The following is an 18,834-nucleotide window of genomic DNA, read 5'->3' as shown; positions in this document are numbered from 1 at the left end:
CTGGGGATCTCCCGTTTGCAAGTTCTGTTCTTATACGATTGAGGAAAGTACGTGCACCTTGGACACGATGCCCAGAAAGTTGTTGTCGTCGTCGACGACGGCGATGGGGTAGGGGGTTTCGGTGGCCATTTCCATCATATCGGTAAGCAAGGTATCGGGGCCGGTGGTGTGCAGGTCGGTAATAAGGATTTCTTCCAGCGGCAGGGATTCGCACACGGCACGCAGGGTGTCGTAGACGTTTACCAGTCCCATGAGTTTCATATCGTCGCTTAGGACATAGGCGCTGGAGGTGTTGTTTCTGCGCATGGCGGCGATGGCGACCTCCGGTCCGTCGCTGATTTTTACCAAGCTGTCCGGCCGCGCCATTACATTGGACACGGTGAGGACCTGGGTCATATCGGCGCTGTCGATAAATTGTTTCACGTAGTCGTTGGCGGGGTGCGTGATCATTTTTTCGGGGGTATCGATTTGGATAATGTCGCCGTCTTTCATAATAGCGATGCGATCGCCGAGCTTAAAGGCCTCGTTGATGTCGTGGGTGATAAAGACGATGGTCTTGTTGAGTTTCTTTTGAATGGTGAGAAGCTCAAACTGCATGTCTTTGCGTACTAAGGGGTCTAAGGCGGAGAAGGGCTCGTCCATTAATAGGATTTCGGGGTCGTTGGCGAGGGCCCGGGCAATGCCGACTCTCTGCTTCATGCCGCCGGAGAGGCTCGCGATGGATTCGTGCTCGTGGCCCTCCAGGCCCACCATGGCGAGCATTTCCATGGCCTTTTGTGTGCGTTCTTCCTTGGGCACGCCCTTGATCTCCAAACCGTATTCGGCGTTTCCCAACACGTCGCGGTGGGACATCAGCCCAAACTGCTGAAAGACCATGGAGATGCTGTCCCGGCGGAAGCGGATCAGATCGTCTTTTTTGAACCGAAAGATGTCCTTTCCGTGAAATTCAACCGTGCCGGTGGTGGGGGCGTTTAAGCCGTTTAAGCAGCGCACCAAAGTCGACTTGCCGGAGCCCGATAGGCCGATGACGACAAAGGTCTCGCCGGGGTAGATTTCGAAGTCTGCGCCATAGAGGGCGACGGTGGTTTTGGTCTTTTGGTAGATTTCGCTTTTTGATAGACCCGATTTTTTCATCTCCAGCGCCTTTTTTTGTTCCGGGCCGAAGACGACGGATACGTCTTTTACGCGAAGAATGCTATCTTCCATCGTGTTTCACCTCGCTTTGTTTTACAAAACCTTGGGTAATGCGGTCTAAGATGACGGCGATAATGACGACGGCGATGCCCGAAATCAGGCCACGGCCGATCTCGATTTTGTTGACGCCGTCTAAGACTTCCATGCCTAAGCCCCGTACGCCGATCATGGAGGTGGTGACGACCATCGAGATCGCCATCATCAGGGTTTGGTTGATGCCGGTCATTATGGTGGGGAGTGCCTGCGGGATCTTTACTTTGAGGAGCGACTGCATCCAGGTGGAGCCGAATGCGACCGAAGCCTCTACGACTTCGGGGTCGATGCCGCGGATGCCGAGGCTGGTCAGTCGGATCATGGGGACCACCGCATAGATTGTGGTGGCGATGACGCCGGGCGCTTTTCCCAAGCCGAAGAAGAGCAGCGCGGGGATCAGATACACGAAGACGGGCATGGTCTGCATGGTATCTAAAATCGGGCGCACGATGCGGTCGGCGCGTTCGCTGGCGGAGATCAATACCCCCAGGGGAAAGCCCAGCAACAGCGAAATGAGTACCGATGCGATGATGATCGCCAAGGTTTCATTCATCATATCCCAATAGCCCACGGCGCCTACCAAAAAGAGGAGGACAGCGTAGAGGAGGGCGGTAGAAATTTTTCCCAATAGCTTCCACGTGGCGAAAAACACCGCCGCGATCAGCACGAACCAGGGGATAAATTCCAGTACGGACTGAATGGCGTTTACGAAGTCCGTAAGGCCGCGAGTGACGGCGCCAAAGAACCCGTCGTGTTTGACGCTGAAGTCGCGTACGGATTTATCGATGGCAGTGAAGTCTATGGGCAATTGAACGGGAAAGTCGTAGATAGAGCGCCGCCCTTTGCCGCCCTTTTCATCGAGGGCTTCGCGGAGTGTGGCGGCGTCTTCTTCGTTTAACCAGTCGTCTACGAGTTCGTCGTGTTCCTTCAAAAACCATTCCGCCGTTTCCTCGTAGTTCGCCTTGTTTTCTTCCATATAGGCGAGGGCTTCGGAGGTGAGTTCGCTGGAGGTATGGTATTTCTCGAGAAACTGCACCATATCGGCGTTTTTCGGATCGTCGTAAAAGGCGTTGCTTACGCCGACGGTAACCCGCATAGGCGGCAGTTCCGTTTCGCCGGCGTTAAACGCGGCTTCGTCGCGATAGGGTTCGTCTTCCAAGAGCACCATATCGTACATTCCCAAAAGGGCCGTCGGTTCCCAGTAGTAGGCCGCCACCGGTTCGCCCTTGTCGTAGGCATCGATAATCGCGGTTTGCAGCGCCGTGTCGGAACCGGGGCTGAAGTAGACGAAGCTCTCGTCCAAGCCGTAGTGGGCGAACTTGCGCTGTAAGATATTGTCCACTTCCCAGCCTGTGATGGCGCCGTACATTCTGCCCTTCGACGGGTTTTCCGGATCGGCGAAGACTTCGGGATATTGCTTGAGATCCCGAATGTGCTTCAGATCGGGCGCGGTGGGTTCGATCCCCCGTTCGGGATCGCCTTCGATCACGTAGCGGGGCACGTAAATGCCCTGGTAGTTGTCGTCGAAGTTGATGCCGAGTTCTTGAAGCTTGCCCGCCTCCAAATCGGCTAAGTACTTGGGCAGATTGTCGGTCCATTCTTCCATTTGCACGTCGATTTCGCCGATCAACAGCCCTTCGTGCACCACGGCAGAAGAACCGGGCGTCTCTTCCCAATCGTAGCCGAAGACCTCTTCGGCCACTTTGCCCGCTACGGCATTGTGAAACTTATTGCTCTCCCAGCCCGCATCGCCGAAGGTAATGGTTCCCTTTTCGGAAGCGGCGTAGACGGGAATCGACAAGAGCATCGTAAGCATTGCCAAAACGAGCGCGAGTGATCGTCGTTTCATATACAGCCTCCTTTTCTGTGTGTTTCGTGTAATCGTCTTAAAAGGAAAAATCGTCTTGATATTAAAAAGCATACCCAAAATATTCTTGAGTTCTCGAGAATAAAAGAAAACCATAGTGCAATTATATGTGTTAATACCAAAAAGAACAAGTTTAGAGACGGTGGACCCACACAAAGCACGTTTTTACTGCCAATGATCGTGCTATAATAAAATTACATACGGGTTAAGTGCAAATATTTCGATTGTCATTTTAAGCTACAGAGCCGCTACAGAATATGTGGTGCAAACTAAGAAACAAAAGGAGATACCATGAGCGACATTAGACAGGAAGTCAAAGACTATTACAGCAAGATCACTGTAGAAAAAGAAGGGACAATGGAGACCAATATCTGTTGTTCCTTGGATGCGGTGCCGGCACATATCGCCGAGGTACAGGCGAAGATCCACCCCGAGATCGTAAAGCGCTTTTACGGGTGCGGATCTCCCATTCCGCTGGCGCTCGAGGGCTGCACCGTTTTGGATCTGGGTTGCGGTACGGGCGTCGATGTCTACACCGTATCGAAGTTGGTAGGCGAATCCGGCAAAGTAATCGGCGTGGATATGAACGACGATCAATTGGCTATCGCCAAGCGCTACCGCGACGAAATGGCCAAGGCGTTCGGATTTTCCGCTTCGAACGTCGAATTTAAGAAAGGCTTTATCGAAGACCTCGCCGCCATGGGCATCGAAGACGAATCGATAGACGTCGTCATCTCCAACTGCGTCATCAACCTCTCGCCCGATAAAGAATCCGTATTCCGCGAAATCTGGCGGGTTCTGAAGACCGGCGGCGAGCTCTACTTCTCCGACATCTTCGCCGACCGCCGCGTGCCCGAGGCGATTTCGAACGACGAAATGCTCCGCGGCGAGTGCCTGGGCGGCGCCATGTATAGCGAGGACTTTCGCCGGCTGATGCAGAGTGTGGGTTGGAAGGACTTCCGCTATATCAAAAATGTAAAGGCGGACATCGGCAATGCCGAGATCGAGGAGAAGATCGGCAATATCGGCTTCAGTTCCGCCACCATTCGCGCCATCAAGCACCCCGAATATATCGAAGACATCTGCGAAGAATACGGCCAAGTGGCCATCTATCGCGGGGGGATCTTGGGGAGCGAAAATTACTTCGACTTGGACGACCATCACCGCTTTATCAAGGATCTGCCGCTGCGCGTCTGCGGCAATAGTTGCTGTATGGTAGAAAATACGCGCTTTGGCAAGTATTTTGAAATCATCGGCGATCGTTCCCGCCATTTCGGCCCCTTCGAGGGTTGCGGCAGCGTTCCCGCGGCGGCGGAATCCGCATCGGAAGGCGAATCCGGCAGCTGCTGCTGTTAAGGGCAAAAGATCGGGAGAGACCCCGGTCTTTTTTTATTGCGCAACATTCTAATGTGCAGAAATATCGCGAAATATTAAAAAATCCCTTGAAAAAATGACACGGTGTCATATATACTAAAACCATAGATGACACATCGTCATTTATAAAGGAGGAATTATTTTGAAACGCAATACACTCGCAGCCGTCGCCGGTCTGTTGTGGATCTTGGCGGGATCTATGGTATTAAAGATCGGCGTTGGCGCACAAATCGCATTAGAAGGCGCCGCTTTGTGGTGGTTGCCCGTAAGTGCGGCGATCGGCTTTATTTTTTACAGCAAGATCTTTTCGTCGCTACAAGAAAAAAACCGCGTGCGCATCGGAATGATGGACGAGGCCGCCATTCGCCCGTGGTCGTTTTTTGACAAAAAGAGCTATTTGATTATGGCGTTTATGATGACTTTCGGCATTTTGTTGCGCAAGTCCGCGTTGCTTCCGACGCTCTTTTTTGCGGTATTCTATACCGGACTCGGTGCGGCGCTCTTTGCCGCCGGAGTCAAGTATTTCTGTCAACTGTTTGCACGGGGAGGCGTATGCGATGCCCAAGGCGACCTTTTATAATCTGAGCGAAGAAAAACAGGCGCGGATTCTCGAGGTGCTGAAGCACACGTTTCAGACCAAGACGATTTTCGAGGCGAATGTAAAGGAAATCGTCGAGGCGTCGGAGATCGCCCGCGGCAGCTTTTACCAGTACTTCGAGAATCTCGAAGAGGCGTATTTTACCATCCTCGACCGCGAGACCGTAGACATTCACGATCTGTTTATGGCGCTATTGACCGAACAAGAGGGCGACGTCTTCGCCGCTCTGGAGGAATATGGCGACCGCTTGGCGGAGATCTTGTTTGTCGAGGGCAATTACGGCATCTATAAGAACCGATTTTTGTACTGGACCCCGGGGCTCGAAGAAGGCTGGCAGGCGTATCGGAAGAGCGCGGCCGCCGGTGCGAGCGACAGGGATCGGTATCTGTATCGGGAAGAGATGCAGTTTATAAAGGCCGTCGTGCACAATCTGATTCAACGAAATTTTTTGGAGAAGTGGGACGCGCAGGAATTTGTGCGGCACTATAAGCAGTACGCAGCGTGGCTGAAAGGAGGGGTGCACATTGATGGCACTCGGTGAATCTTTATTCGATGTATTCTATCTGTGCGTGGTCATCGGGTTGGGCGTGCGCCTGCTCTTTACCCGCAAAGAAGGGGCAAAGCTGTTCGGTTGGATGGCGGTGCTGTTGGGAGCGGGGGATGCCTTTCATCTGATTCCCCGCATCCTTTCCCATATGAGTCCCGGCGGATTCGGCGCCTATGAACGCGCCCTCTCTATGGGACAATTTGTGACGAGCATTACCATGACGATCTTTTATGTGCTCTTTTACTTCTATTACAAGGCCCAAAGCGGCGATTCGGACAAGAAAAAAATGGCGGCGATCCTCGTCCTCGCCGCGGTTCGCATTGTCTGCGTGCTCTTGCCGCAAAATGGCTGGGGCAGCATGCCCGGCGACTATACCATGGGAATTGTGCGAAACATTCCCTTTGCGATTATGGGGATACTCCTGATCCTATGGACCTATCGCCATCGCCACAAAGCGGGACTCCAATACATGAGCCTGCTGATCTTCTTGAGTTTTGCCTTCTATATCCCCGTCGTCCTATGGGCGGACACCCGGCCCGCCGTGGGGGCACTTATGATGCCGAAGACATTGGCCTATGTGGGCATCGTCGTGGTGGGATTCCGCCACTTCGTCCCCGCATTCGGCGCCGAGAGCATTTTGGACCAGGCCCTTACCTTTGGGGTGATGGGCCTCGTGGGCGGAGTATGGTACCGGGAGTTCACCAAGTTTTTCGGTTATACCGCCCCCAGCCATTTGAGCAAACTTCACGTGCATACCCTGGCGCTGGGTTTGATGGTGCTTTTGATCGCGTATCTATTCGTGCGCACATCGGATGCAAAGACGCTTGCGCGATTCCGCCGGCCGTTTTATCTTTACAACATCGGCCTGGTATGGACCCTCGCCGCCATGCTCGCTTACGGCATCTACGACGTCGTGGCAGAAGGCGCGGGTACGATTTCGGAAGCGGCGCTTTCGGGGGTATCCGGCATGGGACACATCCTCTTGGGGGTCGGCTTGATATGGCTCTTCGTGCGGATCAAAAAAGGACAGAGACAAATCGCATAACCGTAAATCCTCGATGCATCGGCGTCGGGGATTTTTTTATTGCTCGCAATTCTGAGGTTCGGATACATTAAAATCGGATACAGATACAGTATCGCAGTAAAATGATTTGGGAGGTGGCTATGAACAAAATATGTGTATTGTTGTTCGACGATTTTGAGACACTGGATGCCTTTGGGCCCGTACAGGTTTTCGGGCGTATGAACGATCGCTATACATTGCGATATGTGTCTTTTGAAGGCGGCATTAAGGTGAGTAGACAAGGAGCGCGGATAGAAACCGAGGCAATCGATGATATTGCACTTTTCGATATTCTGCTCGTACCGGGCGGTATGGGGACCAGGGAATTGATTCGGAATGTGGTATTTATTCGAAAATTGCGAGAGGTTGCACAAAAAGCAGCCAATGTACTGACCGTTTGTACCGGCTCGGCACTGTTGGCGAAGACGGGATTGCTGGACGGGAAGGAAGCGACGAGTAATAAAATGGCATGGGACTGGGTGATATCGACGAACGCACAGGTAAACTGGCAGAGTTCTGCGCGGTGGTCTATATCGGAGAAATATTATACCGCCTCGGGGATTTCCGCCGGCATCGATATGGCACTCGGATTTGTTGCTGACCATCACGGCGTATCCACGGCAGAGGCCGTAGCGCGAGAAATTGAATATATCTGGAATCGCAATCCCGATACCGATCCTTTTGCTGTAGAAAAGGAATAACAGAGAGAACACACGCAAATTTCATATTTTTATACACAACCGCGGGTATAAGGGAAAAGAGAAATAAAAGGCATACGAAAGGAGAATGACTATGGCGAAATTCGACGAAGCGCAATATTTTGACGAACTGGAACGCGTCGGAAAAGAAATTTCCGGCGAACAGCTGCCCACGCGGCCCGGGGTAGAAGAAGAAATGCAAACCGAACCCGTATACGACGCCGATTTTGAGGGGGCGGGGCGGCTTTCGGACAAAGTCGCCGTAGTTACCGGCGGCGACAGCGGCATAGGCCGTGCGGTGGCGATCGCCTACGCGAAAGAAGGCGCGAAGGTCGCCATCGTCTTCCTAAAAGAATGCGAAGACGCGGAGATAACCGCCGAGGAAATCCGCGCCGCGGGCTCCGAAGCGCTCATTCTCACCGGCGATGTGGGGGACAAGGCGTTTTGCGAAGAGGCCGTCGAAAAGACCGTCGACGCCTTCGGAAAAATCGATATTCTCGTCAACAACGCCGGCGAGCAGCACCCGCAAGAGAGCATACTCGACATCGACGAGGCGCAGTTGGTGCGCACCTTCCGCACAAACCTCTTCTCCATGTTCTTTATGGTGCAGGCGGCGCTTCCCCATATGCAGGCATATGCGAGCATTATCAACACGGCGTCGGTGACCGCCTATGAAGGCAATATTCTGCTTTTGGATTATTCCGCCACCAAGGGCGCCATCACCGCTTTTACCCGCTCCCTCGCCCAACAACTGGCGGAACAGAAGATCCGCGTCAACCAAGTCGCACCGGGGCCCATCTGGACGCCGCTGATTCCCTCTACCTTCGAGGCGGATCACGTTAAAAATTTCGGAAAGAATACCCTGATGGAGCGGGCGGGACAACCCGTCGAACTGGCGGAGGCCTATGTATTCTTGGCCTGGGCCAAGGGTTCGAGCTTTATCACCGGACAGACCATCCACATCAACGGCGGCCAATTCGTCTGCAGTTGATATAGGGTAGAAAACCCTGCGGAATGGGGAAAGACTTCCCGTTCCCGGGGTTTTTATGTTGCGATGGATTATAATAGGAAGAAGATGCGAACCACCGCGAAAGGATTGGAAAGGAGAGGCCATGCAAAATATACTGATTGTAGAAGACGATCCGATTATCGGCGCCGAGATCGAAGCATTTCTGAACGAAGCGGACTATGCCGCAAAATGGGTGCGCTCGTATCGCGCAGCGCATGATTTGCCAAAGGAGGTTTATGATCTCGCGATACTGGATCTGAACCTGCCCGATGGCGATGGCATGGCACTCCTCTCTTATCTCTCTGCGACGGGCGCAAAAGTCATCATCGCCACCGTAAAGGACGATCCCGGGTTTATCGCTTCCGCTTTGGATCGGGGAGCCGACGACTACATCACCAAGCCCTTCGACTTGCGGGTGTTGCGTGCGCGGATCGACGTGAGGCTTCGGGAAAGCGAGGTGGGGGAAAGGAAAATCCGCACCCATCGCGATTGCCGCTACGATTCCACACGCGGAACGATCGAATACCGGGGCAAAGTGGCCGATCTTACGGCGCTGGAATTTCGGATCCTGTCGTACTTTATCTGTAATCCCAACCGCATTTTTACCAGAGAGCAGCTGTTGGCGCGGTTTTGGGACGAGCGGGAAAACTACGTGAACGACAATACCTTGACGGCGACAATCAAGCGGATTCGGGACAAGACAGAAAAGGATGTAATCACCACGGTGCGCGGCATCGGGTACAGAATGGAGTGAGTATGGTTGTTTTTTTATGGGGTGCGAGCCTTGTGTGTCTGTATATATATCTGGAGCGCAGAAAGAGAAATCGCATTGCGCAGCTTTTGTCGTCGGTAGAGGGTATGAACCGGGGCCGATATCGGGCGGAAATGGCGCAGGACGATTTTTCGATCCTCGAAGACGAGATCTTAAAGCTGTTCATAGAAGCGGTAGAAGCGCGAGAAGAGACGCAGAGTCTTGCCAAGCGGCAGGCGCAGAATGTAGAGGACATTGCCCATCAGATCAAGACGCCCATCGCGGGGATACTGTTGCAGCTGGAGCGGCGCGGTAATGCGGACGAAAGCGAGGGATTGTATAGGCAGTTGCTGCGGCTGAATACCTTGGCGGACGATCTGTTAAAGCTCGCGAGTCTCGATGCGGGCGGCGGCATGGTGCGGGCGCCCTTTCCCCTCGCCGAAGCGGCGGCGTATGCGAAAGAGATCGTGGAAGATATGTTAGATGCGCGGCATATTGCCTGTGCAATCGACATGGGCGAAGAGGTCGTCGTCGGCGATTTTTATTGGATTTCAGAGGCGCTGATCAATCTACTGAAAAACGCCGCGTTCCAAACGGGCTGCAGCCGCATCGCCATCACCTCCGCCTCGAACCCTCTGTATACTTCTATTGCCGTAGAGGATGACGGCGGGGGAATCCCCGCGGCAGAGCGAAAAAAGATCTTTCGCAGATTCTACAAGTCACCGGACTCCGACGGCTTCGGCCTGGGGCTTGCCATGGCGAAAAAGATTGCCGAAGAAAACGGCGGAGAACTCGAGGTCGAAGAAGGGGCGGCGGGAGCGCGTTTCGTAATGAAATTTTATCGTGTCACCGAAAAGTCATCTTAGGGCCATAGTATGGACACAGAATAGGGGGGCATACTATGGAGTTGATACGAACGGAACATCTGGTGAAAATATACGGGGCGGGCGAGCGGACCGTGCGCGCCGTTGACGACGTGAGTCTGTGTATAGAGCGGGGCGAATTCGTCGCCCTGGTGGGGCCGAGCGGCAGCGGAAAATCCACCTTTTTACATATGCTCGGCGGGGTGGATACGCCCACGTCGGGGAAAATTTTTATAGAAGGGCGCGACATCGCCGGGCTATCGAGCAAGGAACTGGCGCACTATCGGCGGCGCAAGGTGGGGCTCATCTACCAATTTTACAATCTGATACCCGACATCACCATACGGCACAATATCGAACTGCCGCTGGTCCTAGACAAAAGAAAGATCGACAAAGTCTTTCTTCGGGAACTGGCGGCGCGCCTCGGCATAGAAGACAAACTCGATGCCTTTCCCGGCGAGCTTTCCGGCGGCGAGCAGCAGCGGGCCGCCATTGCCCGAAGTCTGATCTACCGACCGTCACTTATTTTGGCGGACGAGCCCACGGGCAACTTGGACCGGGAAAACTCCAAGGAGATCATCGAGATCCTAAAGTATTTTAATCGGAGCCTAAACCAGGCGATTCTCTTGATTACCCACGACGAAAAAATCGCCATGGAGGCGGAGCGGATCGTCACCTTTGTAGACGGAAAGGTGGTGGCAGATGCGTACAATGCGTAAGCAGAACTTTCCCATCGGCATCGCCATTTTGGTAACCACGATCTTCTACACATTTATTCTCTTTAGCGCCTATTCAAGCAGTGAAGCCATGCGACAAAGCTTGCGGGCCGAATTTCCCTTTGACGCCGCATTCAATCGTCCTCTGTCGGCAGAAGAGACGAAGAAAATCGAAGAGGTAGAGGCATTGGCGGCGGTATCGACCCTCGGGAAACCCGAATCGGCAATGACGGGCGATGCAGTACTGGTGCATAGAGCGGTAGATGCGGTGTATTATTCGCTGATGGGCGACGACTTCTTTTATGAAGGTCGCGCGCCCCGCGGCGAAGGTGAGATCGCGATTTCGGCGGGTCTTTGTGCCGAACGGGGCATTCGCATCGGCGATGCCATCGAAGTGAAATTCGGAGATCGGATGGTGGACGGCAAGGTGATCCCCGAGGAGGCGACGTGGAGCGGGGCAGAAGCCTTTCGCGAGAAGCGCGACTGTCGCTATGTCGTAAGCGGTATCGTCCGCAACGAATACAATGCCGAGGCGGGCATCCACGTCACCTATGCGCCCTTTGATGCGCACACCACAGCCGAAAAGACCGTCGTTCGTTTCCACGACTTCCGAAGGGCGTATGAGGCGCGGAAAGAATTGGTGGAGCACATCTACACGGCGACGGGAAGCGGCGATCTGCACCTCAACTTCGACAAACATTGGATTCACCACTACCATCTGGGGGAGGAGACGCAGAGTTTTTTAGATCGCTATGGTTCCGCCATCGTAAGCGGGCTGGGACTTCTTTTGGGCATACTCTTCTTTGTATTTTTTATCAAAAACGTATTCGCCGTCTGGGGCCTCGAGAAAATCCGAAAACTCTCTATGTATAAGTCCATCGGATCCACCGATGGGCAGATCTATCGTCTTCTCCTCAAAGAAGCCATGCAATTGGCGGTGGCACCCGTCTTGGCGGGACATATACTGGGAATCGGGCTCGGTGTATTGCTTTCGGATCGCATGGCGGCAGAAGGCGGCCGCAGCTTCTATTATCACCCGTTGATCAGCCTCGGCGTCGTGGGCGTGACCCTCACAATTCTTCTACTCGCCATCCGCGCCCCGGCGAAGCGAATCGCCCAAATCCCGATTATCGAGGGCATACGGGGCAATGTAAAAATGCATTCGAGCAAAAAGAAGCGTCGGTCCGACTTGTGGAAAGAACTCGCCCGCAACAATCGAACCGTGCTGCGCGCCCAACGCTATGTATCCGCCGTGGGGATTGCGCTTCTCGCCGCGCTTTGCCTCGTCTACGGACTCGCGACCTACGAACGGGTGCGCTTTTCCTACGATAGCGAATACAATGTGGAGGTGTCGTATCTTGCAAATGGTACGAAGTATCCCGGAATCCTGCGTCGGCTACAGGAAGAGGTTCCCCACGAAAGAGGATATTTGCAGGCGCAGAAATATATTCGCATCACACTCGATGCGCCGCTTTCCGATGCCGCGCGGGCTGCCAAACTCGACGAAGTGATGCAAAATTTCGGCGGAGTGGAGGGGCTGATTGTGGGTTTGGATCCAGCCGCCTTTCAGGAAATAGGAGGAAAGCCAGGGGAGGTTCTTCTCTACAACCGCACCCAAAAAGATCCCAAGGCGCCCATTGCCGATGCGGAGTGGATTCCCTTGTTTCAGGAAGTCGACCATATCGACTACGACATTTCCGAAGAAGAACATGCGTTGCAACAGACCGTGCCGGTGCGATTGGTGAACGAATTGCCCCGGCAGTATGTACACAGGATTTTTCCTTTGCAAGTGCGCATGTTTACCGATCTGGATACCTTTATGCGTTTACGCGGCAACTTCGTCGAAGCCTACCGGCAGGCGCAAGTTGACGTTCCGGCGGGCGAGTACGGCCTCTTTCTAAAAGTGCCGAAAGATCGGGAAGCGGCCGTAAAGGGAGAAATTAACCGCAGGCTCAAACAACATATCGCCTATGACGAAAGTTATTCAGTGCGCACCAAGGGCGAGCAAGACTTCTTCGAATCCGAAGACTTAAAAGCCTTATTGTGGATGATGGGCGCTCTGGGCACTATGGTGGCACTGATTAACTTCAGCAATGCCTACGCCTCGGTAAAGAGCGGCATACTGCACCGCAGCCGGGAGATCGGCATATTGCGCTCCCAAGGCATGGAAGAAGCGGACATTCGGCGACGCATGGTGCGAGAATATGCGAAGGAGCAGCTGCATTCGCTCATCGTCGCCGTGGGCATTACCGCCGTTATGATGTTGTATGTGCATCTATTCAGCGGCAATTATCCCCTTTCGATTCAGATCAAATACTTTCGCTGGGATCTGTTTGCCCTTTTTGCCGCGCTTATTTACGGCATGAATCTAATGATATTTCGAAGCGAGGTCGACAAACCGCTTCGGTCCTCGATATTGTCTTTGATACGATAAGCAAAAACGCCGCATGGACTTTTCCGGCGGCGTTTTTATGTGTTTCGATAGGGATTATTTTCTCGGAGGAACATGATGTGGTAGAGGGGCGAATGGTGGTCGACGGGCAACTGCCCCTTACCAAGGAATGTTATGCAACGAAAGCCGTACGGAACCGCAGGATGTACAGTTTTGTTTTGGGGGAAAAGACCCGTAATAGGTAACATACGAACAGTCGACCCGCAATAGCAAACTCGAGATCCGTTCGACTCCGCTTCGCTCCGCTCAGGATGACAAATTATTATCACGTCTCTTATTGTCATTCTGAGCGAGGAACTTTGTTCCGAGTCGAAGAATCTCTTTCTCTATACATGTTACGCAACGAATCCCCTGCCGGACCGCATGATGACTCTACCTACCTCCCTAGAAAAACCGCACCGGGGATGCCAAGTCGGCGAGGAGGGCCGCCACGCTCCAGGCGGCGGTCACGCTGGATTTCGGATTAGCGGGATCGGGTTTGGAGGTAATGGCGATGTCCGCCGCGGCGCGCTCGTTTTCGGCGTGGATGCGGTGGGTGTTGCCGGCCGCTTCGGGGTCGCTGATAATGCGCACCCGGGTCTTTTCTACGCCGACGCCGGTGATGGCGGTGGCGACGGCGACATTGGTGTTTTTGGGAAAACCCGCGATGGCGGCGCGGGCATCGCCTGCGAAGATTTCTCGTTTCTCGTCGGCGGGCAGCACTCTTTCCTCTAAGTACGGCGCGCCGTTTAGGCTCTTGGGCGCCTTGGTGCTTTCGATCTCTACATCGGCGCCGCCCATCAAGGCGATGGTGCGGATGATATCGAAGCCCCCGACCGCCCCCGAAGGGATGTGAATGCGGCGCCCGTTTTTTTCCGCCGCTTTTCGCAGATCAACATAGAGGCGATCGTCGGCCAATGCGCCCACCGATGTGATAATCAGGTCTTTTTTCGCCGCGAGGACCTTCTGCCCATAGGCGCGCACGGCGCCGACGCCTGCGATTTCGACGACGATGTCGGCATCGTCTTTCAGCAGTTCTTCAAAGGTAGTATAGACGTGGATGGGTTTTGCGCCCGCCTGCGGGGCATCGATCTTTGCTTGATCGTATATGCCTGCGATCTCGTAGGCATACTCCAATTTTTCGAGGACGGCACGGGTGAGGATTTTCCCCAAGGCGCCGTAGCCGATGATGGATATTTTTTTCATGCTTCCTCCCGGCGGGGATCGTCGCCCCGCACCAACATGCCCGCATTTTCGAGGGCGTCTTCGATCATATTTAGGCTCTCTTCGTCGTCGGCGGAGACGGTGTGGAAGTGGTAGCCGTCGGTGATGTTTTTTAAGGGCGTGCTGACGCTTGCGTAGATGGTATCCATAAACACGCGCACATCTTTTCGCGATTTGATCTGCATGGGCGCATAGATGCGGCCGTAGATGCGGTGGTCCACGAAGACGTCTTCTATGGTGCCGCCCAGATCGACGATGAGATCCAGCTCTTCGAGGATCTGATCGTCTCTGTGGTGCACCTTAAAGACGCGTTTGCTGCCCCCGCGCTTTTCGGTATAGTAGCCCCGATTGGTGGAAAGGATGGGGACGTCCCGCGCCCGGAGCAGGCCGATGTCCTGTACGATGACTTGGCGCGAGACGCCGAAGCGTGCCGCCAAGTCGTCGCCGGAGATGGGGGCTTTGGCGGCGCGGAGGATTTCTTCCAATTTCTGCAGTCGTTCTCGTTTATCGATCGTCAATGGTATGCAACTCCTTTAGCGACAGATCCAGTATCGGCGCCGAGTGGGTAAGGGCGCCGCAGGAAATGATATCGGCCCCCAGGTCGCGGTAGAGGGGGAGAGAGTTCAGGTCGATATTACCGGAAAGCTCTACCATAGCGCGGCCGTCGATGCGCGTGACGGCTTCGCGGATCTCGTCGGGGGACATATTGTCGAGCATAATGATGTCCGCGCCGGCTTCGAGGGCGGCCTCCACCATTTCGAGGGTTTCGGTCTCGACTTCGATTTTTCGGACGAAGGGGGCGTAGGCGCGCGCCCGTTCCACGGCTTCTTTCACGGAACCGCAGGCGGCGATGTGGTTGTCCTTGAGCATAACGCCGTCGCTTAAGTTGTGGCGGTGGTTGCCTCCGCCGCCGATCCGGACGGCGTATTTTTCGAAGAGGCGAAAGTTCGGCGTCGTCTTTCGGGTGTCGACGATGCGGGTGCCCGTACCCTCCAGGGCGTCGACCATCTGCTTGTTATAGGTGGCGATGCCGCTCATGCGCTGCAGGAAATTCAGCGCCACCCGCTCGCCGCTTAAAAGTACCGAAAGGGGCGCGCGCAGGGTGGCGAGTCGATCGCCGGGGCGGACGGCATCGCCGTCTTTCGCGTGGGCATCGACGATTGCGCCGGCATCCAAAAGGAAAAACACCCGGGCGAATACGTCCATGCCCGCCAAAATTCCGTTCGCCTTCGCAAAGAGTGTGACTTCGGCGTGGGGATCGTCGGCGATCACTGCCGCGGTCGTCACATCTTCGGTGTGCATATCTTCTTTGAGCGCTTGCAATATGGGTTTGTCGATCAAAAAATGGGGGAGGGGAGGGATGTGCATAGAATCTCCTTTCTGACGGGGCTTATTTTGCGGTGATTTCGAGCATGCGATCCAGGGGTCGCTTGGCGCGGCGGGCGAGTTCGGGATCGATGGCGATGCCGTCTCCGCCTTCGCGAAGCGCGCGGATAATGCCTTTTAGATTTACCCGTTTCATGCCCTCGCAGAGCATTTCGGGAAAGACAAAGGTCTTTTCGGGGTAGCGCTTTTCGAGTTCCGCCGCGATGCCACCTTCGGTGACGATAATATTTACCGCGCGGTCCCTTTCGCCCACTGCGTCGAGAATGCCCGAGGTACTGCCTTTGTAGTCGGCGAGGACCAAGACTTCGGGGCGGCATTCGGGGTGGGCGAAGATCGCGGCATCGGGATGGTTTTTCTTCAGTTGTGCGATTTGTTCGGCGCGGATGCGGTGGTGCACCGGGCAAAAGCCTTCGTGAAAGTGAAATTGCTTTTCGGGAAACTTGGCGGCGATGTATTGCCCTAGATTTTGGTCGGGCACAAAGAAGATATGCGTTTCCGGTACCGATGCGACGATCTTTTCCGCATTGGACGAGGTGCAGCAATAGTCGGAATGCGCCTTAATCTCCGCCGTAGAGTTGACGTAGCAGATCACCGCCAGGTCGTCGTATTTGTCGCGCATGGCACGGATGGCATCGACAGTCACCATATGCGCCATGGGGCAGTCCGCCTCGGCATCGGGGAGGTAGACGGTCTTGTCGGGATTTAAGATTTTCATGGTCTCGCCCATAAAATTGACCCCCGCCATCACGATGGTCGATTGGGGAATGGTCGTCGCCTTTTTCGCCAAGAAAAAGGAATCGCCGATAAAATCCGCCGCCGCCTGTACCTCGGCGTCGACATAGTAGTGGGCGAGGACGACAGCATCGTTTTCTCGTTTGAGTGCATCCAATTCGTTTGTATACATTGTAAACTCCTGTTCATCTATGTGTCATGTCTATGTAATACAACGGACTGAACCCATCTTACCACAATTTTTATAATTGACAAGACATTTGTCTTGTCAGTATAAAATATCTTCCGCCTTTATTTGCACGGCCTTCGGGGTATAGTAGAGATAAAGCCGTTTGTACGGCAATGCGACAAAGGAGGCGTATCTATGCAATCGAATACGAAGAAAAAGACCGTAGTTGTGGTGGGCGGCGTCGCCGGCGGCATGAGTTTTGCCGCGCGCTATCGGCGGCTGAATCTCGACGACGAGATTATCGTCGTCGACAAGAATCCCTATGTGTCCTTCGCCAACTGCGGATTGCCCTATCATATTTCCGAAGAAATTCCCGAGCGGGAGGATCTGATCGTGGTCTCTGAAAAGACGATTCGCGATCGCTTCCGCATCGACGTGCGCGCCGAAGAAGAGGTGGTGCGCATCGTACCGGAAGAAAAAAAGATTTGCACCGAAACGAAGGCGGGCGAGAAAAAAGAAATCGCCTACGACATTCTCGTGCTCTCGCCGGGGGCGAAGCCGATTCGGCTGGATATCGAGGGCCTTGCCTCGCACCCCGCCGTATTTACCCTTAGAAATATCCCCGATCTCGATCGGATCAAGGGGGCGCTTGCGGGCACGCAACCGAAGAGCGCCACGGTGATCGGCGGCGGCTTTATCGGCCTGGAGGTGGCGGAGAGTCTGAAAAACGCGGGGCTCGAGGTGGCAATCGTGCAGATTTCCGATCACGTGCTCCCGCCCTTTGACCCCGAGATGGCGGTCTTCGCCGAGAAGGAACTGACCGATCACGGCGTCAAGGTGCTCACGAATAACAGCGTCGAGAAAGTGGAAGGCAAAAAACTCACCTTACAAGACGGCAGCGAATTGGAATCCGACCTGCTGCTCATGTCCGTGGGCGTCGCCCCCGAGACGGGATTTTTGGAAGGCTCGGGGATCGAGCTCGGCATGAAAGACGGCATCAAAGTCGACGAACACTACCGCACCTCCGTTCCCGATATTTATGCCATCGGGGATTCGATCATCGTCAAACACACCATCACCGGCGAGGACGTAATGATCGCGCTGGCGGGGCCCGCCAATCGCCAGGGCCGACAGCTGGCGGATATGCTCTCGGGGTACGACCACGATCTGTCCGGCAGTTTGGGCACCTCGATCGTGCGGATCTTCGACCGCGCCTTTGCCTCGACGGGCCTGAACGAATTGCAGTTGGAAGGCAGGAACTACCAACCCATCCACCTGATCGGAAAGAGCAACGCCGGGTACTTCCCCGGGTCGGAAGACATTCTGCTCAAGCTGATCTACGACAAGGACAGCCGCGAGATTCTGGGCGCCCAGGCGGTGGGGAAGAAGGGCGTGGACAAGCGGATCGACGTGATCGCCACCGCCATCAAGGCGGGCCTTCGGGCGGACCGGTTGCAGGAGTTGGAACTCTCGTACTCGCCGCCTTACGGCAGCGCCAAGGACATCATCAATTTGGCGGGCTATTTTGCCGAAAATGTAATGTTGGGCCTAACCGATCCGATTCAAATTTCGGAGCTTGCGGACTACGAAAAGCGCGGTTACCGCGTGATTGACGTGCGCACGGCGAAGGAATACGAGCGCGGGCATATCGACGGGGCGAAGAATGTGCCCTTAGACGAGATTCGCGACCGTCTGGACGAGTTCGAAAAAGACGAAAAATATGTGGTGCACTGCCGGAGCTCTGTTCGCTCCTACAATGCGGAGCGCATCTTGAAAGCAGAGGGGTATCATGTCAAAAATCTGGACGGTTCTTTCGTATATTTTGCAGCCAATTTTCCGGATCGCATCGTCCGGGATTGAGTCTACCACCGCCGACGAACTGGCGGACGGCGAAGACCGATACATCTTGGACGTGAGAAATCCCGACGAACACGCCGAGGGCATCATTCCGGGGGCGGTAAAAATGCCGCTCCCTAGGGTACAGGAACGCATGGACGAAATTCCCCGGGAGGAGAAGGTCTATGTGATCTGTGCCGCCGGCGGCAGGAGCATCAAGGCGTGTAAGGAACTGATGGCCCACGGCTACCGCTGCGTCAATGTAAAAGACGGCATGAATGCCTATCACGGCCCCTTAGAAAAATAACAAAATCGCGGCGATCCGCATATATCGCGGACACCG

The 18,834-nt window shown here is 54.5% G+C and carries 18 protein-coding genes; 12 read left to right on the top strand and 6 right to left on the bottom strand.

Translation table 11 applies throughout. The annotated features are described in order from the left end of the window. Positions 1-30: 30 nt before the first annotated feature. On the bottom strand, positions 31-1,206 hold the full coding sequence (locus QO008_RS03325) for a quaternary amine ABC transporter ATP-binding protein (protein ID WP_307384350.1): 1,176 nt from the start codon (positions 1,204-1,206) through the stop codon (positions 31-33). Next, a complete protein-coding gene (locus QO008_RS03320; protein ID WP_307384348.1) occupies positions 1,196-3,076 on the bottom strand; it encodes a glycine betaine ABC transporter substrate-binding protein in 1,881 nt (626 codons plus the stop codon). Before QO008_RS03320 ends, QO008_RS03325 begins: the two co-directional genes overlap by 11 nt. A gap of 309 nt (positions 3,077-3,385) precedes the next feature. Here QO008_RS03320 and QO008_RS03315 point away from each other — a divergent pair, with 309 nt between their 5' ends. From QO008_RS03315 to QO008_RS03270, 10 genes are all read left to right on the top strand, one after another. Continuing rightward, positions 3,386-4,450, top strand: coding sequence for a methyltransferase domain-containing protein (locus QO008_RS03315; RefSeq protein ID WP_126465688.1), 1,065 nt, complete (start codon positions 3,386-3,388; stop codon positions 4,448-4,450). Between the two features lie 160 nt (positions 4,451-4,610). Further along, positions 4,611-5,048, top strand: coding sequence for a hypothetical protein (locus QO008_RS03310; protein WP_126465687.1), 438 nt, complete (start codon positions 4,611-4,613; stop codon positions 5,046-5,048). Continuing rightward, on the top strand, positions 5,026-5,607 hold the full coding sequence (locus QO008_RS03305; protein WP_126465686.1) for a TetR/AcrR family transcriptional regulator: 582 nt from the start codon (positions 5,026-5,028) through the stop codon (positions 5,605-5,607). Before QO008_RS03310 ends, QO008_RS03305 begins: the two co-directional genes overlap by 23 nt. Continuing rightward, on the top strand, positions 5,594-6,658 hold the full coding sequence (locus QO008_RS03300) for a DUF2871 domain-containing protein (RefSeq protein WP_126465685.1): 1,065 nt from the start codon (positions 5,594-5,596) through the stop codon (positions 6,656-6,658). The genes QO008_RS03305 and QO008_RS03300 overlap by 14 nt, the downstream gene beginning before the upstream one ends. Positions 6,659-6,777: 119 nt before the next feature. Then, on the top strand, positions 6,778-7,377 hold the full coding sequence (locus QO008_RS03295; RefSeq protein ID WP_307384341.1) for a DJ-1/PfpI family protein: 600 nt from the start codon (positions 6,778-6,780) through the stop codon (positions 7,375-7,377). 91 nt (positions 7,378-7,468) lie between these two features. Continuing rightward, positions 7,469-8,365: a glucose 1-dehydrogenase gene (locus QO008_RS03290; RefSeq protein WP_126465683.1), complete on the top strand. Its 897-nt coding sequence runs from the start codon at positions 7,469-7,471 to the stop codon at positions 8,363-8,365. Between the two features lie 121 nt (positions 8,366-8,486). Beyond that, entirely contained in the window at positions 8,487-9,137 is a 651-nt protein-coding gene (locus QO008_RS03285; protein ID WP_126465682.1) for a response regulator transcription factor, read from the top strand. Between the two features lie 2 nt (positions 9,138-9,139). Next, on the top strand, positions 9,140-10,000 hold the full coding sequence (locus QO008_RS03280; protein ID WP_126465681.1) for a sensor histidine kinase: 861 nt from the start codon (positions 9,140-9,142) through the stop codon (positions 9,998-10,000). A gap of 35 nt (positions 10,001-10,035) precedes the next feature. Further along, positions 10,036-10,716, top strand: coding sequence for an ABC transporter ATP-binding protein (locus tag QO008_RS03275; protein ID WP_126465680.1), 681 nt, complete (start codon positions 10,036-10,038; stop codon positions 10,714-10,716). Further along, the gene (locus QO008_RS03270; RefSeq protein WP_307384335.1) at positions 10,700-13,147 is read left to right on the top strand and encodes an ABC transporter permease; all 2,448 of its coding nucleotides are present in this window, start codon (positions 10,700-10,702) and stop codon (positions 13,145-13,147) included. Before QO008_RS03275 ends, QO008_RS03270 begins: the two co-directional genes overlap by 17 nt. Before the next feature lie 402 nt (positions 13,148-13,549). Here QO008_RS03270 and QO008_RS03265 read toward each other — a convergent pair whose 3' ends face one another. Genes QO008_RS03265 through nadA form a run of 4 tightly spaced genes read right to left on the bottom strand, consistent with a single transcriptional unit; the run spans position 13,550 to position 16,658 of the window. Beyond that, entirely contained in the window at positions 13,550-14,350 is an 801-nt protein-coding gene (locus QO008_RS03265) for an aspartate dehydrogenase (RefSeq protein ID WP_126465678.1), read from the bottom strand. Further along, positions 14,347-14,886 (bottom strand): transcription repressor NadR, encoded by a 540-nt coding sequence (locus QO008_RS03260; RefSeq protein WP_307384331.1) that lies wholly within the window; start codon positions 14,884-14,886, stop codon positions 14,347-14,349. The genes QO008_RS03265 and QO008_RS03260 overlap by 4 nt, the downstream gene beginning before the upstream one ends. Continuing rightward, the gene (gene nadC / locus QO008_RS03255; RefSeq protein ID WP_307384328.1) at positions 14,873-15,736 is read right to left on the bottom strand and encodes a carboxylating nicotinate-nucleotide diphosphorylase; all 864 of its coding nucleotides are present in this window, start codon (positions 15,734-15,736) and stop codon (positions 14,873-14,875) included. The genes QO008_RS03260 and nadC overlap by 14 nt, the downstream gene beginning before the upstream one ends. 22 nt (positions 15,737-15,758) lie before the next feature. Beyond that, positions 15,759-16,658 (bottom strand): quinolinate synthase NadA, encoded by a 900-nt coding sequence (nadA, locus tag QO008_RS03250; protein WP_126465676.1) that lies wholly within the window; start codon positions 16,656-16,658, stop codon positions 15,759-15,761. A gap of 192 nt (positions 16,659-16,850) precedes the next feature. Between nadA and QO008_RS03245 the strand changes: the two genes are divergently transcribed. Further along, positions 16,851-18,515: an FAD-dependent oxidoreductase gene (locus QO008_RS03245; protein WP_307384324.1), complete on the top strand. Its 1,665-nt coding sequence runs from the start codon at positions 16,851-16,853 to the stop codon at positions 18,513-18,515. Continuing rightward, positions 18,445-18,798, top strand: coding sequence for a rhodanese-like domain-containing protein (locus QO008_RS03240; protein ID WP_307384320.1), 354 nt, complete (start codon positions 18,445-18,447; stop codon positions 18,796-18,798). Before QO008_RS03245 ends, QO008_RS03240 begins: the two co-directional genes overlap by 71 nt. Positions 18,799-18,834: the final 36 nt, after the last annotated feature.

This window comes from Aedoeadaptatus ivorii (genome assembly GCF_030815095.1).
Classification (GTDB): Bacteria; Bacillota; Clostridia; order Tissierellales; family Peptoniphilaceae; genus Aedoeadaptatus; species Aedoeadaptatus ivorii.
The sequence above is the reverse complement of the archived record's forward strand: the minus strand, read 5'-3'. Positions and strand labels throughout refer to the sequence as shown.